This is a genomic window from Mycobacterium angelicum (genome assembly GCF_002086155.1).
GTDB classification, from domain to species: domain Bacteria; phylum Actinomycetota; class Actinomycetes; order Mycobacteriales; family Mycobacteriaceae; genus Mycobacterium; species Mycobacterium angelicum.
In genome coordinates, this window is the sequence record NZ_MVHE01000043.1 from 22,913 (window position 1) to 45,885 (window position 22,973).

General features: G+C 67.3%; 19 protein-coding genes. 9 read left to right on the forward strand and 10 right to left on the reverse strand.

Annotation, left to right across the window (positions count from 1 at the left end; translation table 11 throughout):
- The first annotated feature begins 21 nt into the window (after nucleotides 1-21).
- Genes glnX through BST12_RS20385 form a run of 3 tightly spaced genes read left to right on the forward strand, consistent with a single transcriptional unit; the run spans nucleotide 22 to nucleotide 4,585 of the window.
- Nucleotides 22-1,341, forward strand: coding sequence for a protein kinase G-activating protein GlnX (gene glnX, locus BST12_RS20375; RefSeq protein ID WP_083114939.1), 1,320 nt, complete (start codon nucleotides 22-24; stop codon nucleotides 1,339-1,341).
- Nucleotides 1,338-2,297: a glutamate ABC transporter substrate-binding protein gene (locus BST12_RS20380; RefSeq protein ID WP_083114940.1), complete on the forward strand. Its 960-nt coding sequence runs from the start codon at nucleotides 1,338-1,340 to the stop codon at nucleotides 2,295-2,297. Before glnX ends, BST12_RS20380 begins: the two co-directional genes overlap by 4 nt.
- A complete protein-coding gene (locus tag BST12_RS20385; protein ID WP_083114941.1) occupies nucleotides 2,297-4,585 on the forward strand; it encodes a serine/threonine-protein kinase PknG in 2,289 nt (762 codons plus the stop codon). Before BST12_RS20380 ends, BST12_RS20385 begins: the two co-directional genes overlap by 1 nt.
- Before the next feature lie 230 nt (nucleotides 4,586-4,815).
- Here the strand turns inward: BST12_RS20385 and BST12_RS20390 are convergent, their stop codons facing one another.
- Nucleotides 4,816-5,673 (reverse strand): endonuclease domain-containing protein, encoded by an 858-nt coding sequence (locus BST12_RS20390; protein ID WP_211281315.1) that lies wholly within the window; start codon nucleotides 5,671-5,673, stop codon nucleotides 4,816-4,818.
- 97 nt (nucleotides 5,674-5,770) lie between these two features.
- Between BST12_RS20390 and BST12_RS20395 the strand changes: the two genes are divergently transcribed.
- Both BST12_RS20395 and BST12_RS20400 read left to right on the forward strand, forming a co-directional pair.
- Entirely contained in the window at nucleotides 5,771-7,081 is a 1,311-nt protein-coding gene (locus tag BST12_RS20395; protein WP_083114942.1) for a DUF1800 domain-containing protein, read from the forward strand.
- A gap of 10 nt (nucleotides 7,082-7,091) precedes the next feature.
- A complete protein-coding gene (locus tag BST12_RS20400; protein WP_083114943.1) occupies nucleotides 7,092-8,291 on the forward strand; it encodes a DUF1501 domain-containing protein in 1,200 nt (399 codons plus the stop codon).
- Here BST12_RS20400 and BST12_RS20405 read toward each other — a convergent pair.
- Genes BST12_RS20405 through fgd form a run of 3 tightly spaced genes read right to left on the reverse strand, consistent with a single transcriptional unit; the run spans nucleotide 8,286 to nucleotide 12,547 of the window.
- Nucleotides 8,286-9,476, reverse strand: coding sequence for an acetate kinase (locus BST12_RS20405; RefSeq protein WP_083114944.1), 1,191 nt, complete (start codon nucleotides 9,474-9,476; stop codon nucleotides 8,286-8,288). The two genes, BST12_RS20400 and BST12_RS20405, sit on opposite strands and share 6 nt — an antisense overlap.
- Nucleotides 9,469-11,544 carry a phosphate acetyltransferase gene (pta, locus tag BST12_RS20410; RefSeq protein ID WP_083114945.1) on the reverse strand — a complete coding sequence of 692 codons (2,076 nt, stop codon included), beginning with the start codon at nucleotides 11,542-11,544 and terminating at the stop codon, nucleotides 9,469-9,471. Before pta ends, BST12_RS20405 begins: the two co-directional genes overlap by 8 nt.
- Entirely contained in the window at nucleotides 11,537-12,547 is a 1,011-nt protein-coding gene (gene fgd / locus BST12_RS20415) for a glucose-6-phosphate dehydrogenase (coenzyme-F420) (RefSeq protein WP_083114946.1), read from the reverse strand. The genes pta and fgd overlap by 8 nt, the downstream gene beginning before the upstream one ends.
- A 100-nt stretch (nucleotides 12,548-12,647) precedes the next feature.
- Here fgd and BST12_RS20420 point away from each other — a divergent pair, with 100 nt between their 5' ends.
- Nucleotides 12,648-14,354: a PE family protein gene (locus BST12_RS20420; protein WP_083114947.1), complete on the forward strand. Its 1,707-nt coding sequence runs from the start codon at nucleotides 12,648-12,650 to the stop codon at nucleotides 14,352-14,354.
- A 17-nt stretch (nucleotides 14,355-14,371) separates the two neighbouring features.
- Nucleotides 14,372-15,121 carry an MBL fold metallo-hydrolase gene (locus BST12_RS20425; RefSeq protein ID WP_083114948.1) on the forward strand — a complete coding sequence of 250 codons (750 nt, stop codon included), beginning with the start codon at nucleotides 14,372-14,374 and terminating at the stop codon, nucleotides 15,119-15,121.
- On the opposite strand, the gene BST12_RS20430 is transcribed toward BST12_RS20425, so the two are convergent.
- Genes BST12_RS20430 through BST12_RS20455 form a run of 6 tightly spaced genes read right to left on the reverse strand, consistent with a single transcriptional unit; the run spans nucleotide 15,118 to nucleotide 20,364 of the window.
- Complete coding sequence (locus BST12_RS20430; protein ID WP_083114949.1) at nucleotides 15,118-16,437, reverse strand: NtaA/DmoA family FMN-dependent monooxygenase; 1,320 nt, start codon at nucleotides 16,435-16,437, stop codon at nucleotides 15,118-15,120. The two genes, BST12_RS20425 and BST12_RS20430, sit on opposite strands and share 4 nt — an antisense overlap.
- Complete coding sequence (locus tag BST12_RS20435) at nucleotides 16,434-17,546, reverse strand: LLM class flavin-dependent oxidoreductase (RefSeq protein WP_083114950.1); 1,113 nt, start codon at nucleotides 17,544-17,546, stop codon at nucleotides 16,434-16,436. Before BST12_RS20435 ends, BST12_RS20430 begins: the two co-directional genes overlap by 4 nt.
- Entirely contained in the window at nucleotides 17,543-18,625 is a 1,083-nt protein-coding gene (locus BST12_RS20440) for an LLM class flavin-dependent oxidoreductase (RefSeq protein WP_083114951.1), read from the reverse strand. Before BST12_RS20440 ends, BST12_RS20435 begins: the two co-directional genes overlap by 4 nt.
- Entirely contained in the window at nucleotides 18,622-19,104 is a 483-nt protein-coding gene (locus tag BST12_RS20445) for a GNAT family N-acetyltransferase (protein ID WP_372511003.1), read from the reverse strand. Before BST12_RS20445 ends, BST12_RS20440 begins: the two co-directional genes overlap by 4 nt.
- A gap of 12 nt (nucleotides 19,105-19,116) precedes the next feature.
- A complete protein-coding gene (locus BST12_RS20450) occupies nucleotides 19,117-20,001 on the reverse strand; it encodes an SAM-dependent methyltransferase (protein WP_083114953.1) in 885 nt (294 codons plus the stop codon).
- Nucleotides 20,002-20,364, reverse strand: coding sequence for a DUF3054 domain-containing protein (locus BST12_RS20455; protein WP_083114954.1), 363 nt, complete (start codon nucleotides 20,362-20,364; stop codon nucleotides 20,002-20,004). It lies immediately after the preceding gene.
- Nucleotides 20,365-20,398: 34 nt separating this feature from the next.
- Here BST12_RS20455 and BST12_RS20460 point away from each other — a divergent pair, with 34 nt between their 5' ends.
- The gene (locus BST12_RS20460) at nucleotides 20,399-21,586 is read left to right on the forward strand and encodes an acyl-CoA dehydrogenase (protein WP_083114960.1); all 1,188 of its coding nucleotides are present in this window, start codon (nucleotides 20,399-20,401) and stop codon (nucleotides 21,584-21,586) included.
- Nucleotides 21,587-21,595: 9 nt separating this feature from the next.
- Entirely contained in the window at nucleotides 21,596-22,831 is a 1,236-nt protein-coding gene (locus BST12_RS20465) for a serine hydrolase domain-containing protein (RefSeq protein WP_083114955.1), read from the forward strand.
- The last annotated feature ends 142 nt before the right edge of the window (nucleotides 22,832-22,973 follow it).

The window sequence follows — 22,973 nt, forward strand, 5'->3', positions numbered from 1 at the left end:
AGATGAGGTGTCGGAGAAAACGTGACGGTTGAGCTGGCGCACCCGTCGACCGAGCCACTGGGGTTACGCTCGCCCGCGGAACCGGCCCACCCCCGCTGGTGGTTCGTGGTGACGACGCCAGGTCGCATCCTGACCATCGGCATCGTGCTGGCGGCCCTCGGCGTCGCCAGCGCATTCGCCACCTCGACGACCATCAATCACCGGCAGCAAGTGCTGACCACCGTGCTCGAGCACACCGAGCCGCTGTCGTTCGCGGCCGGCCGGCTCTACACCACGCTGTCGGTCGCCGACGCCGCAGCGGCCACCGCGTTCATCGCCCAGGCCGAACCGCGCGCCGTCCGGCTGCGCTACGAACAGGCCATCACCGACGCCGCGGTGGCAGTGACCCGGGCGTCGAGTGGGCTCACCGACGAGCCGTTGGTGCAGTTGCTGGGCCGGATCAACGCCGAGCTGGCGGTGTATACCGGGCTGATAGAGATCGCGCGCACCAACAACCGGGCGGGTAATCCGGTCGGCTCGTCGTATCTGTCCGAAGCCTCGGGGCTGATGCAGTCGACGATCCTGCCCGACGCCCAGCAGCTATACCAGGCGACCTCGACGCGGGTGGACAACGAAACCACGGCGTCGACCCAGATCCCGGCGCCGGTGATCCTTGTCGTGACCACCACCGTGGTGTTCGGCGCGTTCTCGCATCGCTGGCTGGCCCGGCGCACCCGACGTCGGATCAATCCGGGCCTGGTCGTCGGCGCGCTCGGTATCCTCGTCATGGTGGTGTGGGTCGGGACCGCGCTGACTATTTCGACTACGGCCAGCCGTAGCGCGAAGGACACTGCGGCCGAGTCGCTCAAGACCGTGACCAACTTGGCCATCACCGCCCAGCAGGCGCGAGCCGACGAGACGCTGTCGCTGATCCGCCGCGGCGACGAGGAAGTCCGCAAACAATCCTTCTATCAGCGCATCGATTCCATGCACCACCAACTCGACGCCTACATGGCACGCAACGACGCCGTCGACAAACCCGACCTGCAGGGCGCCGACCAGCTGTTGGTCCGCTGGCAACAGGCCAACGACCGGATCAACTCCTATATCTCAGTCGGCAATTACCGGGCCGCCACCCAGGTCGCGCTTGGCAAGGGTGAGGACGACTCGACACCGGCGTTCGACAAGCTCGACGAAGCCCTGACCAAAGCCATGGATCAAAGCCGAAACCACCTGCGCAACGACGTCCTCAACGCGCATCGAGGGCTGGCCGGCGCCCAGGTCGGCGGCGTGGTGCTCAGTCTGGGCGCCGCCGTCGCGGTGGCCCTGGGCCTGTGGCCGAGGCTGAAAGAGTACCGATGATGAGGCGCCTGGCGCTGCTCGTGGTGGCATTGCTACTGGCCGGCTGCGGCCATTCCGAACCGTTGAAAGTCGAGACGACGCCGACGCTGCCGCTGCCCACGCCGGTCGGCATGGAGGAAATGCCGATTCAGCCGCCGCTGCCGCCGGACAACACCAGCCAGGACTGCAACCCGACCGCCAGCCTGCGTCCCTTCCCCAACAGGGCCGACGCCGACGCCGCGGTGGCCAACATCCGCACCCGCGGCCGGCTGATCGTCGGGCTCGACATCGGCAGCAACCTGTTCAGCTTCCGCGACCCGATCACCGGCGAAATAACCGGTTTCGACGTCGACATCGCGGGCGAGGTGGCGCGCGACATCTTCGGTGGCCCAAACCACGTCGAGTACCGCATCCTGTCGGCCGACGAACGCATCACGGCGCTGCAGAGATCTCAGGTCGACGTCGTCGTCAAGACCATGACCATCACCTGCGAGCGGCGCAAACTGGTGAATTTCTCTACGGTGTACCTCGATGCGAACCAGCGCATCCTCGCGCCGCGGGACTCGCCGATCGCACGGGTTTCCGACCTGTCCGGCAAGCGCGTCTGTGTGGCCCGGGGCACCACGTCGCTGCGCCGCATCCGTGAAATCGCACCACCGCCGATCGTCGTGTCGGTGGTGAACTGGGCCGACTGCCTGGTGGCGCTGCAGCAGCGCGAGATCGACGCCGTCAGTACCGATGACTCGATCCTGGCCGGGCTGGTAGAAGAAGACCCTTACCTGCACATCGTCGGGCCGAACATGGCCACCCAGCCCTACGGCATCGGGATCAACCTGGAAAACACCGGCCTGGTCCGGTTCGTCAACGGCACGCTCGAACGCATCCGCACCGACGGCACCTGGAACACGTTGTACCGCAAATGGTTAACGGTCCTCGGCCCGGCGCCCGCCCCACCCACCCCGAGGTACGTGGACTGATGGGCAAACCCACTCAGGAAAAGCCGCAGACCGAACAGCCGGCCGCTGACGCCGAAGACGTGAGTCCGGGCACCCAGCCCGCCGAGATGCACACCACCGGGTCCTCGGAACGGCCGCTGGCCACCCAGGCGCTGTTCCGCCCCGACTTCGACGATGATGACGACGACGACTTCCCCATCTCGCTGGGCAGCATCGATACCCAGCCACAGGATCGCATCATGGCCGCACAGCGCAAGCTGCAGCCAGTCCGGCAGCTCGGCGGTGGGTTGGTGGAAATCCCGCGAGTGCCCGATATCGATCCGCTCAAGGCGCTGATGACCAGTCCGGTGGTCCCGGAGTCCAAGCGCTTCTGCTGGAACTGTGGACGACCGGTCGGCCGGTCCAGCGCGGAGGGCAAGGGCGCCTCGGAGGGCTGGTGCCCGTATTGCGGCAGTCCGTATTCCTTCCTGCCACAGTTGAGCCCGGGCGACATCATCGCGGGGCAGTACGAGGTCAAGGGCTGCATTGCGCACGGCGGACTGGGCTGGGTCTACCTTGCCGTCGACCACAACGTCAACGACCGCCCGGTGGTACTCAAAGGCCTGGTGCATTCCGGTGACGCCGAGGCGCAGGCGATCGCGATGGCCGAACGCCAGTTCCTGGCCGAGGTGGTACACCCGTCGATCGTGCAGATCTTCAACTTCGTCGAGCACACCGACAAGCACGGGGATCCGGTCGGCTACATCGTCATGGAGTACATCGGCGGGCAATCGCTCAAGCGCAGTAAGGGCGAGAAGCTGCCCGTCGCCGAGGCGATCGCCTACGTATTGGAAATCCTGCCCGCGCTGGGGTATTTGCATTCGCTCGGCCTGGTCTACAACGACCTGAAGCCGGAGAACATCATGCTCACCGAGGAGCAGCTCAAGCTGATCGACCTGGGCGCGGTGTCGCGGATCAACTCGTTCGGATACCTCTACGGCACACCGGGTTTCCAGGCACCGGAGATCGTCCGGACCGGGCCGACGGTGGCCACCGACATTTACACGGTGGGACGCACGCTGGCGGCGTTGACCTTGGACCTGCGCACCCGCAACGGCCGCTATGTAGACGGGCTGCCCGAAGACGACCCGGTGCTGGCTACCTACGACTCCTTCGGGCGGCTGCTGCGCCGCGCCATCGAACCCGATCCCCGGCGCCGGTTCGCCAGCGCCGACGAGATGTCCGCGCAGTTGATGGGTGTGCTGCGCGAAGTGGTTGCCCAGGACACCGGGATTCCGAGGTCCGGGCTGTCGACGGTATTCAGCCCCAGCCGCTCGACGTTCGGCGTGGACCTCTCCGTCGCGCACACCGATGTGTACCTGGACGGACAAGTGCATTCGGAGAAGCTGACCGCCAAGGAGATCGTGACCGCGCTGCCGGTACCGCTGGTCGATCCGGCCGACGTCGCCGCCCCGGTCCTGCAGGCCACGGTGCTTTCCCAGCCGGTGCAGACGTTGGACTCGCTGCGCGCGGCCCGCCACGGTGCACTGGACGCCGAAGGGCTTGACTTGTCCGAATCGATCGAGCTGCCGTTGATGGAAGTGCGGGCGTTGCTTGACCTGGGCGACGTCAGCAAGGCCACCCGCAAACTCGACGACCTCTACGAGCGGGTCGGCTGGCGCTGGCGGCTGGTCTGGTATCGGGCCGTGTCGGAGTTGCTCACCGGCGACTACGACTCCGCGACAAAGCATTTCACCGAGGTGCTCGATACCTTTCCCGGCGAGTTGGCGCCCAAGCTGGCGCTGGCTGCCACCGCCGAACTGGCCGGCACCACCGACGAGCACAAGTTCTACCAGGCGGTGTGGCGGACGAACGACGGCGTGATCGCGGCGGCGTTCGGATTGGCGCGGGCGCAGTCGGCCGAAGGCGATCGAGCCGCCGCGGTGCGAACCCTTGACGAAGTGCCGGCTACCTCAAGGCATTTCACGACCGCACGGCTCACCAGCGCGGTGACCCTGCTGTCCGGGCGGTCGACGAGCGAGATCACCGAGGAACAGATCCGCGACGCCGCCCGACGGGTGGAGGCGCTACCGCCCACCGAGCCGCGAGTGCTGCAGATACGGGCGCTGGTGCTCGGCGGCGCGATGGACTGGCTGGAAGACAATGAAGCCAGCACCAACCACATCCTCGGGTTTCCCTTCACCGAGCATGGCCTGCGCCTGGGCGTCGAGGCGTCGCTGCGCAGCTTGGCTCGCGTGGCGCCCACGCAGCGGCATCGCTACACACTGGTCGACATGGCCAACAAAGTGCGGCCCACGAGCACTTTCTGAGTGTGCTTCCTTGGCTTTCTGGTGCACAATCGATGCTGCGATCGTCTCGCGTGTGCACTCTTGGATTCCAGTGTGTTGCATTGGCGGTCGAATGGCTTTTGCGGCGCCGTGGGTACACACTCAAAGCCGGTAGTACACAGTCGATTCTGAGATACTTCGCGTGTGCGCCCTTGGCTTCGCGTGTGCACCCTTGGCGGCCGAATCGCCCGCGACCCACCATGAGTACACACTCAAAGCCGCTGGCGCACAGTCGAATCCGCGATAGCATCGCGCACCCGCCGCAGAATATCCGCCGGACGGTGTTCGGCGACAACCCGGATGACGGTCCAGCCCATTCGCTGCAGCATCTCCAGCCGCTCGATGTCCCGGCGAAACTGTCGCTGGTCGACCCGATGCTGGTCGCCGTCGTATTCGACGGCGACCAGCCAATGTTCCCAGCCCAAGTCCAGGTACGCGATCGGAATCCCATCTGCATCGAGTACCGGTATCTGGGTCTGCGGCCGCGGTAGCCCGGCATCGATCAGCAACAGCCGTAGATAGCTTTCCCGAGGCGACTGCGCGCCCGCATCTACGAGTTCCAAAGCACTCTCCAGTCGCCGCAGCCCTGGCGATCCGGGATGACGCCTGGCCACATCCAATACATTTTCAATTTTGAAGCCAGTTGCCAGCGCCAGGGAATCAAGCCGCGCAACCGATGAGCGGACCGCCCCGCGCCGGCCGAGATCGAACGCGGTGCGCTCTACAGTGGTGACCACACGGCCGTCCAGCAGCTGCGTTTCGCCGTCGAGAAGCATGTCGCGCCGGGTCATCACACCCCGCGGTGGACGAGTGTTGGAATGAATCAGCTCGACCGGCACCCCGTCGGGAATCCACTTGGCGCCGTGCAATGCCGCAGCAGCCGCTCCGGCGATGACTCCCTGCCGGTTCGACCACAGCCAGGCTGCGCCGACGCGCTGGTACAGGGACGGCTCGACGCCCCTAGCCAGGTAGACGTTCGGAAAGACCGCCCGGTACCGGGTCCGCAGTTGGTGACGGCTCAACGCTCCGCAGGTCAGTACCTCACTGCCCAGGAATGCTTCCAGCTTCACGGCGCAAACAATTGCACGTCAACAACCGACCGCGGTTCCCGTTATCCACAGGCCCAAAACTCAGCGAAAACACAGGTCGGCAGGTCACAGTTAGGCAATGGCCGGGCAGTCCGCACGCTGGATCACCACGGCCCGCGTCTTGCGCCGGGCCGGCTTCGGCGTGACCGGCAAGCAGGTCGACGCGGTAGCGAGTCAGGATTGGCCGACGTACGTCGACAGCGTGCTGGCCGCCAACCCAGACGCCGACCCGGGTGCACTCGCCACCCCGATGCCCACGCTCACCCCGCCGCAGCCTCCCGGCAAGGGCGCAACCCAAGCCGCCCGCAGACAGTACGGACGCCAGCTCTCCGAGCAAGCCGACGAGCTGACCCGGTGGTGGATAGGCCGCATGGTGGCCGTCCAGACGCCGACCCACGAAAAGCTGACATTCTTGTGGCACAACCACTTTGCCACCTCCGCGCAAAAGGTCCGGATCGCGGCGTACATGGCCGCGCAGAACCAGAAGCTGCGCACCCTGGCGCTGGGCGACTTCCGAACCCTGGCATACACGATGCTCACCGACGCCGCGATGCTGCGCTGGCTGGACGGGCAACTCAACACGGCCAAGGCGCCCAACGAAAACCTTGCTCGGGAGTTCATGGAGCTGTTCACGCTCGGACATGGCAACGGCTACACCGAGGACGACGTTCGTGCGGGGGCCCGCGCCCTGACCGGATGGGTCATCGACGCCGACGGCCAGACCGCGCTGCTGCCGCGGCGCCAGGACACCGGCCCCAAGACGTTGTTCGGGATCACACACGATTTCGACGTCGCCGGGTTCTGCGACACCGTGCTGGCTCAGCCGGCCTCGCCGGCCCATGTCGCCGGACGCTTGTGGCAGCAACTCGCCTCCGACGACCCGCCGTCGCCGCAGGTGCTGAACCGCCTCGTCACCGCCTACGGCCCCACGCGCGACCTGAAGGCGCTGACCCGGGCCGTCCTCACCGACGGCGAGTTCGTCGGCGGCCGGGCCACTGTGGTCACCGCACCGGTCGAGTGGCTGGTCGGCATCATCCGGGCCCTGCAAGTCCACGTCGAGCAACACCAGAAGCTGGTCGACGTGACGCTGCGGGCGCTCGGCCAACGGCCCTTCTTCCCCACCGACGTCAACGGCTGGCCGCGCGGGCAGGTGTGGCTGTCCACCGCATCGGCCAGGGCGCGGCTGCGGGCCGCGATTCAGCTGGCACGCAGCGGCGACCTGTCGGTGATTGAAAGTGCCGCTGTCGGCGAGCGGATCGACGCCGTGGGCTATCTGATCGGTGTGGGCGCGTGGACCGATGGAACCGCCAATGCGCTTGAGCCGCTGATACATAGACCGGCGCAGCTGGTCGCAGCCGCCGTCAACTCCCCCGAATACCTGACCTCATAGCGAGATTGCCATGCCCGATTTCAACCGCCGCCGATTCCTGATCACAGGTGCCGGCGTGGGCGCGGTCGGTCTGCTGTCCGGAAGCATGGCGGTCGGCTGGCACGATCTGATGCACGCGGCCCACGAACGGCCACTGGCCGACAACGCCGGCATCTTGGTGATCGTCACCCTCTACGGCGGCAATGACGGGATCAACACGTTGATTCCCTACGCGGACAACGCTTATCACGATGCCCGGCCAGAACTCGCCTATGCACCCGAAAACGTGTTGCACCTGGATGCTCAACTCGGGCTCAACCCTGCCATGCGTGGCCTGGCTCAACTGTGGGACCAGCGGCAACTGGCCATCGTGCGCGGGGTCAGCTATCCCAAACCCGACCACAGCCACTTCCGGTCGATGGATATCTGGCAGACGGCGTCGCCGGCCACAGCCGTCTCGACGGGCTGGATCGGCCGCTGGCTCGACGCTACCGGCGACGACCCGTTGCGGGCGGTCAATGTCGGCAGCGTCCTGCCACTGCTCGCGGTCGGCGAAAAGCACACGGCCGCAGCTCTTTCCACCACCATAGTTCCGCGCGGCCAGCAGCATAAATCCGACATATTCGGCGACGTCATGAAAGCGCTTGGCGCCGACGACCCCAACGACACTCCGGCCATGTCAGCGGTGCGCCAGTCCTATCGCGCCGCTCGGGCCACCGACGCGACGTTCGCGTCGATCGCGGCAACCGAAGAGAGCAACGCACTGGCCAGCCGGCTGAGCATGGTGGCCAATGCGATCAAGGCGCGTGTTCCGACGCGGGTCTACATGGTGCATCTCGGCGGCTTCGACACCCACGCCGACGAGCGCGAGACCCAGCAGCGACTGCTGCAGACGTTCGACGAAGCCGTCTCCGGATTCCTGCGGCAGATGGCCGGCGATCGCTACGGGCGCAACGTCGTCCTGCTGGCATATTCGGAATTCGGGCGCCGGGTGGCCGCCAATGCCTCCCAGGGCACCGATCACGGCACCGCCGGCCCGGTGTTCGTCGCCGGGGTACCGGTCAAGGGCGGGTTCTACGGCGAGGAGCCCAGCCTCACCGACCTCGACGAGGGAGACCTCAAGCCCACCACCGACTTTCGCGACATCTACCACGAGCTGCTCACCCGCACCGTCGGAACCGACCCGACACCGTCGGTCGGCAATGGCCGGACCAACCTGGGCTTTCTATAAGACTTCGACTCGTCCGTCGCGACCCCCAGCGCCCGGCTTCGCCGCGCTTGCGATCGCTCCCATGCAGTCACGCGCGATAGCCAGTTCTTCGTTGGTCGGAATCACCAGCACGGCAATGTGTGAACGATCGGTGGAGATCCGCCGGGCGCCGGCGCCGAGATTGCGGTCCTCGTCGAGCTCGATACCGAGTTCGGCCAGCCCAGCCAAAGCATCCCGGCGCACCGCGGCGTCGTGCTCGCCGATGCCGGCGGTAAAGCTGATCACATCGGTGTGGCCCAGCACCGCCAGATACGCGCCGACATACTTGCGTAACCGGTGGATGAACACGTCGTAGGCCAATCGCGCTGCGCCATCGCCTGATTCAATCATCGAACGCAGCCGCCGAAAATCGCGCTCGCCCGCCAGGCCCAACACTCCGGACCGGTGATTGAGCATCGACTCGATCTCGTCCACCCTCATGTTCGCGGTGCGCCACAAATAGCTGAAGACACCGGGGTCCACATCACCGCTACGGGTCCCCATCACCAAGCCCTCCAGCGGAGTGAGGCCCATCGACGTCTCGACCGGCCGCCCCGCCGCGATCGCCGACGCCGACGCACCGTTACCCAGATGCAACACAATCTGATTCACAGCCGCTAACGGCCGACCCAAGAACGAAGCGGCCTGCGCGCTGACGTACTGATGCGACGTGCCGTGAAAGCCGTAGCGGCGAATCTGCCACTGCGCGGCCAGTTCCCGGTCGATCGCGTAGGTCGCCGCCGCGGCAGGCAGATCATGGAAGAAGGCGGTATCGAACACCGCAATATGCGGCACGTCAGGCAACAACTTACGGGCCACGCGGATGCCCAACACTGCGGGCGGATTGTGCAGCGGGGCCAGCGGGGCCAGCTCCTCGAGCTTGCCGATCACCGCATCGTCGAGCACCGTCGGCCGGTGAAAATCCTTGCCGCCGTGCACAACCCGGTGACCGACTGCCACCAGGCCGCAGTTGCGCAGGTCGATCCCGTCGTCGGAGAGCATCTCGAACGCGCGATGCAGGGCTGCGTCGTGGTCTGGGATCGATGACGACTCCTCACCGATCCGCTCCACGCTGCCCGACGCCAAGGCCGGCCCGGCGGGATCGACGAGCTGAAACTTCAGCGACGACGAGCCGGAGTTGATCACCAGCACTACCCGGTCAGCCATGGCAAATACCCTGTGCCTGAATCGCCGTGATGGCAACGGTGTTGACGATGTCTTCGACCAGCGCACCGCGGGACAGGTCGTTGACCGGCTTACGCAGACCTTGCAGCACCGGACCGATCGCGATCGCACCGGCGGTCCGCTGCACCGCCTTGTAGGTGTTGTTGCCGGTGTTGAGGTCCGGGAAGATCAGCACCGTCGCGCGCCCGGCCACCGGCGAACCACGCAACTTGGTAGCGGCGACCGAGGGATCCACCGCGGCGTCGTACTGAATGGGCCCCTCGACCAGCAGCTGTGGATCGCGTGAACGCACCAATTCCGTTGCCGCCCTGACCTTGTCGACATCGGCTCCGGTTCCCGAATCGCCGGTGGAGTAGGACAGCATGGCCACCCTGGGCTCGATGCCGAACTGCGCGGCGGTACGCGCCGAGCAGATCGCGATGTCGGCGAGCTGCTCGGGTGTCGGATTGGGGATGATCGCGCAGTCGCCGTAGGCCAGCACCTTATCCGGCAGACACATCAGGAAGATGCTGGACACCGTGGAGACGTCCGGAACGGTTCGGATGATCTCCAGCGCGGGCCGTACGGTGTGCGCGGTGGTGTGCGCGGCACCGGAGACCATGCCGTCGACCATGCCGTTGTACACCAGCATGGTGCCGAAATACGTGGCATCGTTCATGATTTCGCGGGCATGCTCGACGGTGACCCCTTTCGCCTTGCGCAGCTCCGCGTACTGGTCGGCGAATTGCTCGTGAAGGTCGCTGGCGCGCGGATCGATGACCGTCGCCTCGTCCAGGTCGACACCGAGTTCTGCTGCACGCAACCGGACTTGGGCTTCATCGCCCAGGATGGTCAGGTCGGCCACGCTGCGCTGCAGCAGCCGGCCGGCGGATTTGAGGATGCGGTCGTCCTCGCCTTCGGGAAGGACGATGCGTTTGCGGTCCGACCGCGCCTGCTGCTGCAGCCGATGGGTGAACATCTGCGGCGTGGTGACGGCCGGAATGGGAATGATCAACTGCGCCAACAGATCTGCGAGGTCGACGTAGCGCTCCATCAGTTCCAGCGCGGTGTCGATCTTACGTTGCGATGCGGCCGTCACCCGGCCGCGCGCCGACGCGGCCGCGCTTGCGCTGTGGTAGGTGCCCAGCGCGGTGGTGATGATCGGCAACCTCAACCGCAGCCCCGACACCAGGGCCGCGATAGACGGATGCAACTCCAGGCCGCCGTTGAGCACCAGGCACGATAGCGACGGAAAGCCTTCGGCCGCATGGGCACTCGCGACGGCCAGCACCACGTCGGAGCGGTCGCCGGGAGTAATGACCGCCATGCCGTCGCGCAAGCGCTCCAGGCAATGCTCGGCGGTCATTCCGGCCACCATCACATCCATCACCTCGCGTTGCGCCAGCACCGCGTCCCCGCGGATCTGCTCACCATCTACCGCCGTCGTCAGCTCGGCCACCGTGGGCGCGGCCAGCAGCCGTTCTTCGGGCAGCGCATAACTGCGGGGCCCGAACCTTTGCAGCGCCTGGCACACCACCTCCAGCTGCGCAGGATCACACCGGCTTGCCACCACCGCGGCCGTGTGTGCGCGCTGAGCGGCCAACTCCGCCAGGCAGATCTCCACCACGGTGACGATCTGGTCCGGCGTGCGGTCCTTGGCCCGGACCGTCAGCAGAACGGGCGCACCGAGGTTGGCCGCAATGCGCGCATTGACCGAGAGCTCCGCGGGCGTCGCGATGTCGGTGTAGTCGCTGCCGACGATCACCACCGCGTCGCACTTGTCGGCCATCGCGTGATAGGCGTCGACGATGGCGGCGATCGCGCCGTCGCTGTCGTCGTGCAGTTGCTGGTAGGTCACCCCGACGCAGTCCTCGTAGGGCAGGCCCGCGGTGGTGTGCTCCAGCAGCAGTTCCAGGATGTAATCGCGATGGAGGGCCGCCCGGGTAATCGGCCGGAACACACCAACTTTGGCGACCATCGCGCTCAGCCGGTGCAAGAGCCCCAGCGCGATCGTCGACTTGCCGGTCTCCCCTTCGGGTGCGGCGATGTAGATGCCCGACGGTTCAGCCAAGTCGCCGCAGCCTGGGTTCCAGGTCGGATCGGAAGAGTTCCAGAAAGCGGCGCTGGTCGTGGCCGGGCGCGTGGAATACCAAGTGGTTGAGGCCCCACGTCACGTACTGGCCGACCTTTTCGACCGCCTCGTCGGGATCCGACGCCACGATCCAGCGCTTGGCGATCTGCTCGATGGGCAGTGCGTCGGCGGCCTTCTCCATTTCGATCGGGTCGTCGATGCTGTGCTTCTGCTCGGCGGTCAACGACAGCGGTGCCCAGAACCGGGTGTTCTCCAGCGCGAGGTCGGGATCGGTGTCGTAGGAGATCTTGATCTCGATCATCTTGTCGATGTCGTCGACATTGCGCTCGGCAACTGCGGCGCCCTCCCGCACAGCCGGGATCAGTTTCTCGGTGTAGAGCTCCGCACCCTTGCCGGAGGTGCAGATGAACCCGTCACCGGCGCGCCCGGCGTACTTGGCCACCGCCGGCCCGCCGGCCGCGATATAGACCGGCACACCATCTGCTGGCACGTCGTAGATCGAGGCCCCCTTGAGCCGGTAGTACTCGCCGTCGAAATCGACGCGGTCACCGCGCCACAGCTCGCGCATCAGCCGCACCGATTCGCGCAGCCGGGCGAAGCGCTCCTTGAAATCCGGCCAGGCGCCCTGGTAACCGGTGGCGATCTCGTTCAGCGCCTCACCGGTGCCCACGCCGAGGAAGACGCGGCCCGGGTACAAACAGCCCATGGTCGCAAACGCTTGGGCGATGACGGCGGGGTTGTAGCGGAAGGTGGGCGTGAGCACCGAGGTACCCAGCTGCAGCCGCTTGGTGCGTTCGCCGACGGCGGTCATCCAGGACAGCGAAAACGGGGCGTGGCCGCCTTTATGCCGCCACGGCTGGAAATGGTCACTGACGGTTGCACTGTCCATGCCGTGGTCCTCGGCGGCGACGGCTAAATCGACAAGCTCACGGGGTGCGAATTGTTCAGCGGATGCTTTGTATCCGAGTTTCAGTTCAGCCACCAGTTATTTCTACTCCCCCTAATTCAAAGCGGTGAAACTCAACCGTTTTCGCCCGGACGGGGATACGCTCCGGTCAGTTCTGCCCAAATGGAGGTGCGCTATGTCGTTTCTTGTCGCGGCGCCGGAGATGGTGATGTCGGCGGCTTCGGACCTGACCAATATCGGTTCGACGATCAGCGCGGCCACTACCGCCGCGGCGGCCCCCACGACGAGCTTGCTGGCTGCGGGTGCTGACGATGTGTCGGCTGCTGTTGCGGCATTGTTCGGCTCGCACGCCCAGGCTTACCAGGCCCTCAGCGCGCGGGCGGCGGCCTTCCACGACCAGTTCGTGCAGGCATTGCAGACCGGCGCCGCGTCATACGCCAGCGCTGAGGCCGCCAACGTGTCGCCGCTGCAGACACTGGAACAACAGGCCTTGAACCTCATCAATGCGCCTACCCAGGCAGTGCTGGGACGCCCGCTGATCGGCGATGGCGCCAACGGGACGACACCGGGGCAAAGCGGCGGAGCCGGCGGTTTGTTGTACGGCAACGGCGGGGCCGGCGCGGCCGGCGACGCCGGTCACGTCGGCGGAAACGGCGGAGCCGCGGGCCTGATCGGCAACGGCGGCGCCGGCGGGGCCGGCGGAGCCGGTGCGGCCGGCGGCGCGGGCGGTAACGGCGGGTGGCTGTCCGGAAACGGCGGACACGGCGGCGCCGGCGGTGCCGCGACCACGCCAGGCGGAATCGGTGGCGCCGGTGGTGCCGGCGGCAACGCGTATGTAAACGGGTCCGGGGGCGCCGGCGGTGCCGGCGGAAACGGCTTCGCGGGTGCCGCCGGCGTCAATCCGGCGTTCAACCAGACCGGCTTCGCCAGTCCGAACCCGGGAACCGACGGTGGTACCGACCCCGCAACGCAAGCGGGCACCAATGGCCAAGCCGGAGGCAACGGCACCAGCCCAGGGATCGGCGGCGGGGCCGGCGGTCACGGCGGTGTGGGCTACGCCAGCAAACCGACCATCACCGGCGGCGACGGCGGCGACGGCGGTAGCGGTGGCGTCGGTGCCGCGGGTGGTACCGGCGGCGACGGCGGCGACGCCAAGCAAGCGGCCTTTGGTCTGCCACTGCAAGCGGGAGCGGGTGGCCAGGGCGGCGACGGCGGCGCCGGTGGCCCGGGCGGTCACGGTGGCAACGGCGGCATAGCCGCCGCCCAGGACAGATCCGCCGCGACCGGCGGCGCCGGCGGCGCCGGTGGCGCGGGCGGTGCCGGCGCAAACGGCGGTGACGGCGGCGACGGCGGTATCGCCGAGGGAGGCGGGACCGCCACCGGCGGAAACGGCGGCGCCGGCGGCCACGGCGGCGCCGGAACAGCCGGTCAAGCCGGTGGTGGGGGCGGCGTCGGCGGCGCCGGCGGCCGCGGTGGCCTGCTGTTCGGCAACGGCGGCGACGGCGGCAACGGCGGCCTGGGCGCCAACGGCGGCGCCGGTGCCGACGGCGGGGGCGGCGGTCACGGCGGCAACGGAGCCGCAGCCAAGGGCGCGCAGGGAACCACCCTCGGTGACGCCGGGCAGGGCGGCGACGGCGGCGACGGCGGCGACGGCGGCGTGGGCGGCGACGGCGGCAACGGCGGTGCCGCCGGTGCGGGCGGACTGTTCGGACATCAAGGCAATGTCGGCGGCGGCGGCGCCGGCGGCCATGGCGCACTCAGCGGCACCGGTGGCGCCGCTGGAATCGCCGGGGTAAACGGGGGCGGCGTGCACGGAATTGACGGCCAGGCCGGCAAGACACCCGGCATGGCTGCCGACGGCCATCAAGGCAATCCGGGCTGAGCCTGTTAAATCGGGTTATGGCCCACCAATCGACGGAACTCGTTCAGATCACCGACAAGGTGCACCTCGCCCGAGGCCCGGCCGTGAACTGGGTGCTGGTCACCGACGACACCGGCGTCATGCTCATCGACGCCGGCTACCCCGGCGACCGCGAGGAAGTGGCGGCCTCGCTGCGCAAGCTGGGCTACGGCCCCGGGGACGTGCGGGCGATCCTGCTCACCCACGCCCACATCGACCATCTGGGCTCGGCCATCTGGTTCGCCAGCGAGCACCGCACGCCGGTGTACTGCCACGCCGACGAAGTCGGCCACGCCAAGCGTGAATACCTCGAGCAGGTGTCGATTCTCGATATCGCACTGCGCATTTGGCGACCCCGCTGGGCAGTGTGGACGGCACACGTGGTGCGCAGCGGCGGGCTGATCCGCGACGGCATCCCGACCACCCAGCCGCTGACCGCCGACATAGCCGGCGCGTTACCGGGCCACCCACGAGCCGTTTTCAGTCCCGGCCACACCAACGGGCACTGCTCGTATCTGGTCGACGGCGTGCTGGCCAGTGGCGACGCCCTGATCACCGGCCACCCGCTGTTGCGCCACCGCGGCCCGCAGCTGCTGCCGGAGGTGTTCAGCTACAGCCAGCAAGACTGCATCCGCAGCTTGTCCGCACTCGCCCTGCTGGAGACTGACATCCTGGCCCCTGGCCACGGCGATCTGTGGCGTGGCCCCATCCGCGAGGCCACCGACGCCGCCATCCGGCTGGCGAGCTAATCCGCCCGCAGGTGCTCGCGCAGCGTCGCACCTGCGTACTCGGTGCGGTACAAACCGCGCTCCTGCAGTAGCGGCACCACCTTGTCGACGAATTCGTCCAGGCCATGCGGGGTGAGGTGCGGCACCAGGATGAACCCGTCGCAGGCGTCGGCTTGGACGTAGCGGTCCATCTCGTCGGCGATGTGCTCGGCGGTGCCGACGAACTGCTGGCGGCTGGTGACGGCGATGACCAGTTCCCGGATCGACAGGTTTTCGGCTTGGGCGCGGTCCCGCCACGTGCGCGAGACCGCGATCGGGTCGACGTGCCGGACCCGCCCCTGGGTGATGTCGCTGTCGACGACCGGGTCGAAATCGGGCAGTGGGCCGTCCGGGTCGAAGTCCGAGAGCTCGCGGCCCCACACCTGCTCGAGCATCGCGATCGCGGTCGCGCCGCTGACCTGCTGGTAGCGAATGTGTCGCGCCTTGTCCTGCGCCTCGTCGTCGCTGTCGCCGAGGACGAAGGTGGCGGCCGGAAACACCTTGAGTTGATTGGGATTTCGTCCGGCGGCGACGGCACGGCCCTTCACGTCGGCGTAGTAGCGCTGGCCGTCTTCCAGGGAACCGTGCAGGGTGAACAGCGCGTCGGCGTGCCGGGCGCCAAAGGACCGGCCCTCGTCGGAGTCGCCGGCCTGCAACAAGACCGGATGACCCTGCGGCCCGGCCGGCAAGGTCGCAAAGCCGCGCACCTGGAACTGGGTACCCGAGTATTCGACGCTGCGGATGCGGTCCGGATCGACGTAGCGGCCGCCGTCGGCGTCGGCCAGTACGGCGCCGGGTGCCCAGCTGTCCCAGAACTTTTGCGCCGCGGTGACGAACTCCTCGGCCCGCAGATACCTGTCGGCGCGGTCGAGAAAGCCGCCGCGGCGGAAGTTGGCGCCGGTGAAGGCGTCCGAGGAGGTGACGATGTTCCAGCCGGCCCGGCCGCCGGACAGATGGTCCAGCGTCGCGAATTGCCTTGCCACTTCGAAGGGTTCGTTGAAGGTGGTGTTGATGGTCCCGGTCAGCCCGATCCGGTCGGTGACCGCGGCCAGCGCGGCCAGCACGGTGAACGTGTCGGGCCGGCCCACCACATCCAGGTCGTAGATGAGGCCGCGATGCTCACGCAGCCGCAAGCCCTCGGCCAGGAAGAAGAAGTCGAACAGCCCCCGCTCGGCGGTACGCGCCATGTGCACGAAGGAGTCGAATTCGATCTGGCTGCCCGCGTTCGGGTCGGTCCACACGGTAGTGTTGTTGACGCCCGGGAAGTGGGCCGCGAGGTGAATCGTCTTGCGGCTCAAGGGAGTATCCCCCACTTTTCGGCGATCAGCTGGTGCGAACGAAGTCGATCGGCATGCCGGTGCGTGACCGAGGTGATGACCAGTTCGTCGGCGCCGGCCACCCGCAGCAGCGCTTCGAGCCGCTGCGCCACGTCGTCTGGATTACCGACGAATTGCGTTGCGGTGCGGTCTTTTACCACTTCCAGCTGCTCTTCGGTCAACGGCTCGCTGCGGTCCGGGTCGGGGTAGGGTATGGCGCCGCCGCCGGCGCGGATCGAGTACACCCAGTGGCCGTAGGTGGACGCGAGATGCCGTGCGGTGTCGGTGTCCTCGGCGACGACGACGTCGGCCGAAACCACGACGTAAGGGCGTTCCAAATACGCCGACGGGACGAACGCGTCGCGGTAGGCGTCGATGGCTTCCAGCGCGGTTGCCGGGGTGATGTGGTAGCTGGCGACAAACGGAAGGCCCAGCTCTCCGGCCAGGTGCGCGCTAGGTCCTTTGGTACTGCCGAAGATCCACGGTGTCAGGTCGGCCCCCTCCCCAGGTATGGCATGCAGGTCGAAACCCTCGACGCGATAGGTGCCGGCCAGCATGGCGATGATGTCGCCAACCTGGTCGGCGAAATCGGGCGCCACCGCCTCGGGCTGCTGCAGGACCGACATGATTGCCTGCACCTGACCCAGGCCCAGCAACTTCCGCAGATCGAACGGCGCGGGAATCACCACGCCGTCTCTCTCGTGCCACACCCGCGGCGGTTTGGGTTCCCGGGGTTTGGGGTTGGGTGATGGCTTGCGCCGCTGCCCGGAACGGCCCAGGCCCAAATCGATGCGTCCGGGGTAGAACGCGTCGAGCATGCCGAAGCTCTCCACCACCGCGGCGGCCGTGGTGTGGCTCAGCTGGACGGCGGCCGACCCCACCCGAATTCGGTTGGTAGCGGCCGCGATTTGACCGATCAGCACGGCGGGCGACGCGCTGGCGACGGCGGCGAAGTGGTGTTCGGCAATCCAGTAGCGGCGAAAGCCCCACCGTTCGGCGTGCTGGGCCAGCTCGATGGTGTTGTGCAGTGCGGTCGCGGCGTCGCTGCCGGCACTGATCGGCACCAGGTCCAGAATCGACAGCGGGATCACTGCGGCACCCCCCGGTACCTGTTGGGCGCCACCGGCAAGCCGAGCCGCTGACGCAGCGTCTCGCCGTCGGGGTATGCGGCGCGAAAACGACCGGCCCGCTGCAGCATTGGCACCACCTCGTCGACGATCACCGGAAGGTCGGCGGCGTTGACGGCCGGCCGCAGCCGCGCGCCGTCCACGCCGAGCCGCTGCCATTCCAGCAGCATGTCCACCAATTCCGTTGCGCTGCCGGCCCAGACTAGCGTGTCGGACCGGAAGTCGGTTTCGCCGTGGAACGAAACCACCACGTCGGCAAGCACTTTCAACCGTTCGCCGACTCCGCGCACTTCGTCGAGAACGCCGGCAACCGGAGCCTCAGCCGTCGGCGTGATGAACACGACGTCGCAACTGGCCGCGGCGAACGCATAGGCCGGGCCGGCATGGGCCAGTGCCGCCACCACCGGCTGGCCCTGGGGTGGTCGCGGCGTGATCGATGGCCCCTTGACCGAGAAGTACTTGCCGGTGAAGTCGATGTAGTGCAGCTTGGACCGGTCGATGTAGCGGCCGGTGGCCGCGTCGCGGATGATCGCGTCGTCCTCCCAGCTGTCCCAGAGCCGGCGCACCACTTCGACGAAATCGACTGCCTCGCTGAACAATTCGGACGGGTTGATCTCACGGCGCCCGAACAGCGCCGCCTCGTGCGCGGTCACGCTGACCCGCGGCTGCCAGCCGGCCCGGCCGTGCGACGCATAGTCAAGGGTGGCAATGGATTTCGAGATGTGGAACGGCTCGGTGTGAGTGACGGTCGCCACCGGTACCAGCCCGATGTCGCGGGTGACCGGCGCGACGCGGGCGGCGACCAGCACCGCGTCTGCGCGGCCCGCCAGACGCTCGGGACGGATACGCTCGCCGCGTCCGATCTGCGGCATGAAGCTGTCGTCGATGGTCAGGAAGTCCAACAGCCCACGCTCGGCGGTGACGGCGAGGTCGGTCCAGTAGCGACCGCTGAGCACTGACTCGGCCGCCGGGGTGGCTCGCCAGGCCTGCGGATGCCAGCCGTACCCGTCCAGCGCGACGGCGAGATGCAGCTGGGCCGTCATGGCAGTTCCTTCAGGAAGGCGACGGGAAACACCGGCCCGAGTGCGGGCAGCGGCCCGGGCAATCGGGTGTATCCGCCGGCGCGATACAACTCTTCGGCCTCGGGCTGGCGGTCGCCGGTGGTCAGGTAGACCTTGCGGTAACCGCGGGCGGCGATCGCGGCCTCCAGCTCGGCCAGCAGCGCGCGGGCGTACCCGCGCTGGCGGTGTTCGCGGTCGGTCCAAACCCGCTTCAGCTCGGCGGTGTCGTCGTCGAATCGGCAGAATGCGCCGCCGGTGACCGACCGGCCGTCCAGCACCCCGATCAGCATGCCGCCGTCGGGTGGGGCGAATTCGTTGGGCAGGCTGTCGGTGAGCCAGGCCAGCACGGCCTCCCGCGCGATGCCGTAGCGCTGTGCGTATTCGACGGCCAACTCGGCCAGCAGCGGTTGCGTGAGCGGATCGTCCAGGGTGGCCGGTACGAAGCGAAGCGTCACGTCAATTTCCAACGCCGGTCACCCGGAAGCATTCCGGGTCGCGGTGACGTAGCGGGGGGTGATCGCCAGATCGTGTTCGCTGATCGGCTTGCGGCCCGTCATGCCGACGGCGGCGAGCAGCTCGAGGAGGGTCCGTTCGGTTGTCGTCCAGCCGTGGGCCGCCAGAAAATCGGGGACCGAGCGGAATTCGTCGGCGTAGGTGAGCCTGGCCAGGTCGACGTCGAGACCTTGTTGGCGCCAGCGGTCGACGAAGGCGCGGCCTTCCTGCAGTTGCAGCGGCGTCCAGGTGGGCATGTGATCGGCGGCCAACCGGCTGCCCGGGGCGCTGACCGCGGTGACGTCGTGCAGTAGGCGGTCCTGCGCGTCCGGCGGCAGATAGCCGACGAGCAGGTTTTCCGCGATCCACACCGTGGGCCGGCCGGCGTCGAAACCGACCCGCCGCAGCGCCGTCAGCCAATCCTGGCGAAGGTCGACGCCGACCGCGCAGCGGTTCGCTCTTAGCTTGGCACCCAGCCCGCGCAAGACCTCCGTCTTGAAGTCGATCACTTCCGGCTGATCGACCTCGTACACCGTCGTCCCGGGCGGCCACCGCAGCCGATACGGCCGCGTGTCCATCCCGGACGCCAGAATCACCGCTTGGCGGATACCGGCCTGGCCCGCGCAGGTGAGGAACTCGTCCACGAACCGGGCGTGCGCGGTGAGGATATAAATCAGGCCGCTCATTAAGACGTTGTCGACCAGTCCGGTGAAGTACTCCACTCCGGCGGCTCGAACCAGCGGCTCGGCGTAGGGGTCGTCGATCAGTCCCTTGCGGGTCGCGACGGCCCTGGCGGCCGCGCCGAACGTGGCGGTCATTCCGACGCCGGTGGCCGGATCCCAGGTGTCGCCCTCGGTTCTGGTCATTTAGCCGCGTCGCCGGGCGAGGCCGACGGCCGCTCGCCAGCCCAGCAGCAGCACCGCGGTGACCGTCGACGCCACCACGATGAAACTCGCCGCGACGCCCGCCGAGCTCGCCTTGCGCAACAACATGCCGACCGCCACCGTGCACACCCAGACGATCAGCCCGGTGGGAGCCACCGCCGTGGGACGCTGCCAAGCGCGCGAGAGCAGCCAGCCGACCACCGTCCCGCTGAGGAATGGCCAGGCCGTGGTCGCGAGGCCGGTGACGTTGATTCCTTCGTCATGGCTGCGGCGCCCGAGCGCGCAGAACACCAGGACGGCCACCACGTCTATAACGAGCCAAGCCGGCCCACGCCGCGGTTGCATGCAGCGAGATTACCGGGCCGGGCAGGATGAGGTGATGAGCACCGATACCCCGCCCCCCTTCGACCCCTACGACCCGCTGGGGCTGGACGCGTCGCTAGCCGACGACGAGATCGCGGTGCGCGACACCGTGCGAAAGTTCTGCGCCGAGCACGTCACCCCGCACGTCGCCGGCTGGTTCGAGGATGGCGATCTGCCGGTGGCGCGCGAATTGGCCAAACAATTCGGCGAACTGGGGCTGCTGGGCATGCACTTGCACGGCTATGGCTGCGGCGGCGCCTCGGCGGTGCACTACGGCCTGGCGTGTCTGGAGCTGGAAGCCGCCGACTCCGGTATCCGGTCGCTGGTGTCGGTGCAGGGCTCGCTGGCCATGTTCGCGATCTGGAACAACGGCTCGGAGCAGCAGAAGCAGCAGTGGCTGCCCGGCATGGCCGCCGGCGAGCTGCTTGGCTGCTTCGGGTTGACCGAGCCGGACGTCGGATCTGACCCGGCCGCGATGAAAACCCGTGCGCGCCGCGATGGTTCGGATTGGGTGCTCAACGGGCGCAAGATGTGGATCACCAACGGGTCGATCGCCGACGTCGCCGTGGTCTGGGCCGCCACCGACGAAGGGGTTCGCGGCTTTGTGGTGCCCACCGATACGCCGGGCTTCACCGCCAACACCATCCACCACAAGCTGTCGCTGCGGGCGTCGATAACCAGCGAGTTGGTACTCGACGATGTACGGGTGCCGGGAGACGCGATGCTGCCGGGCGCGATTGGCCTCAAGGGTCCGCTGGCGTGTCTGTCGGAGGCGCGCTACGGCATCGTCTGGGGTTCGATGGGCGCGGCGCGCTCGGCCTGGCAGGCTGCCCTGGACTATGCGCTGCAACGCACTCAATTCGATCGGCCGATCGCCGGGTTCCAGCTGACCCAGGCGAAGCTGGTCGACATGGCCGTGGAACTGCACAAGGGTCAGCTGCTGTCGTTGCACCTGGGCCGGCTCAAGGACAGTGTGGGCCTGCGGCCCGACCAGGTCAGCTTCGGCAAGCTCAACAACACCCGGGAGGCCATCGAAATCTGTCGGACCGCGCGAACGATATTGGGCGGCAACGGAATATCGCTGGAATATCCGGTGATCCGGCATATGGTCAACCTGGAATCGGTGCTCACCTACGAGGGGACGCCCGAGATGCACCAGCTGGTTCTCGGTCAAGCCTTCACCGGCCTGGCCGCGTTCCGGTAGAACACAGGCATGCGGGTTTTGCGTCTCGTCTGTTGCGTGGTTTTCGCTGCGGCTGTGCTGGGGGGCTGCGGCTCGGCTCAGCTTGCGCCGCCGCCGTCGTCGAATGAGGCAGCGGGTCAGGCCGACGCGGTCATGCGAGTGGTCCGCGACTTCATGGGACAAGCGCATCTAAGGGCGGTACTGGTTCGGGTGACCGTGGATGGCAAGGAGATCGTCACACAGGCCGTCGGCGATTCGATGACCGGCGTACCGGCGACCACGGACATGCGGTTCCGCAATGGCGCGGTCGCGATCTCCTACGTTTCGTCGCTGCTGCTCAAGCTGGTCGACGAGAAGAAGGTGAGCCTGGACGACAAGCTGTCCCGTTGGCTGCCCGACTTTCCGCACGCCGACCGGGTCACCCTGGGTCAACTTGCCCAGATGACGTCGGGTTACCCGGACTATGTTCTGGGCAACGACACGTTCGACGACCTGTTCTACGCAAACCCATTCCGGCAGTGGACAACTCAAGACCTTCTCGCGCAGATCTCGTCGCGGCCGCTGCTCTACGAGCCGGGGACGAATTGGAATTATGCGCACACCAACTACATTCTGTTGGGGCTGGCGCTGGAGAAGGCCACCGGCCTGGATATGCCGACACTGCTGCACAAGAAGGTGCTTGCGCCGCTGGGGCTGACGGCCACCACCAATTCCGATACGCCGGCCATCCCCGGGCCCGCCCTGCATGCGTTCAGCTCCGAGCGCCGCGAGTTTTTGAAAATCCCTGCGGGAGTGCCGTTTTACGAGGAATCGACCTATTGGAATCCGTCCTGGACGATTACCCACGGGGCGATTCAGACGACGACCATCTACGACCTGGAGGCCACCGCCGCGGGCATCGGTTCGGGCAAGCTGCTGTCGGCGGAGTCGTACAAGATGATGGTGTCCACCGATCTGCGCGGCACAGCGCGTCGTCAACCGGGTTGCCCAACGTGTTTTGAGCAGACGGATGGCTACACCTATGGTCTGGGGATCGTCATCTCCGGTCATTGGTTGCTGCAGAATCCGATGTTCGGCGGGTATGCCGCGGTGGAGGCGTACCTACCGTCGCAGCGAATCGCGATTGCCGTCGCCGTTACCTTTGCGCCCGAGGCCTTTGACGACCAAGGCAACTACCGCAATCAGGCCGACATTCTGTTCCGCAAGATCGGTGCCGAAATCGCACCGAACGACGCTCCGCCCCTACCGCCGACACCTGAAAGGTAGCCAATGCGTTTCGCGTATCTGATTATCGTTGTGTTGCTGGGGTTTTCGGTATGTCTGCCGGTGGCGGGTGCCGAGCCGGGTGCCGTTTTGCCGCCGATGACCTCGACCGGGGCCGGGCCGGTGATCGGCGGGGGCGGTGCGG

What these genes read in the sequence shown, in the direction of transcription:
- BST12_RS20425 (WP_083114948.1), top strand. Translation starts at nt 14,372, where the DNA reads ATGGCCCACCAATCGACGGAACTCGTTCAGATCACCGACAAGGTGCAC.
- BST12_RS20440 (WP_083114951.1), bottom strand. Translation starts at nt 18,625, where the DNA reads ATGACGGCCCAGCTGCATCTCGCCGTCGCGCTGGACGGGTACGGCTGG.
- BST12_RS20450 (WP_083114953.1), bottom strand. Translation starts at nt 20,001, where the DNA reads ATGACCAGAACCGAGGGCGACACCTGGGATCCGGCCACCGGCGTCGGA.
- BST12_RS20405 (WP_083114944.1), bottom strand. Translation starts at nt 9,476, where the DNA reads ATGGCTGACCGGGTAGTGCTGGTGATCAACTCCGGCTCGTCGTCGCTG.
- BST12_RS20460 (WP_083114960.1), top strand. Translation starts at nt 20,399, where the DNA reads ATGAGCACCGATACCCCGCCCCCCTTCGACCCCTACGACCCGCTGGGG.
- BST12_RS20395 (WP_083114942.1), top strand. Translation starts at nt 5,771, where the DNA reads ATGGCCGGGCAGTCCGCACGCTGGATCACCACGGCCCGCGTCTTGCGC.
- BST12_RS20465 (WP_083114955.1), top strand. Translation starts at nt 21,596, where the DNA reads ATGCGGGTTTTGCGTCTCGTCTGTTGCGTGGTTTTCGCTGCGGCTGTG.
- BST12_RS20385 (WP_083114941.1), top strand. Translation starts at nt 2,297, where the DNA reads ATGGGCAAACCCACTCAGGAAAAGCCGCAGACCGAACAGCCGGCCGCT.
- BST12_RS20380 (WP_083114940.1), top strand. Translation starts at nt 1,338, where the DNA reads ATGATGAGGCGCCTGGCGCTGCTCGTGGTGGCATTGCTACTGGCCGGC.
- BST12_RS20455 (WP_083114954.1), bottom strand. Translation starts at nt 20,364, where the DNA reads ATGCAACCGCGGCGTGGGCCGGCTTGGCTCGTTATAGACGTGGTGGCC.
- BST12_RS20400 (WP_083114943.1), top strand. Translation starts at nt 7,092, where the DNA reads ATGCCCGATTTCAACCGCCGCCGATTCCTGATCACAGGTGCCGGCGTG.
- BST12_RS20420 (WP_083114947.1), top strand. Translation starts at nt 12,648, where the DNA reads ATGTCGTTTCTTGTCGCGGCGCCGGAGATGGTGATGTCGGCGGCTTCG.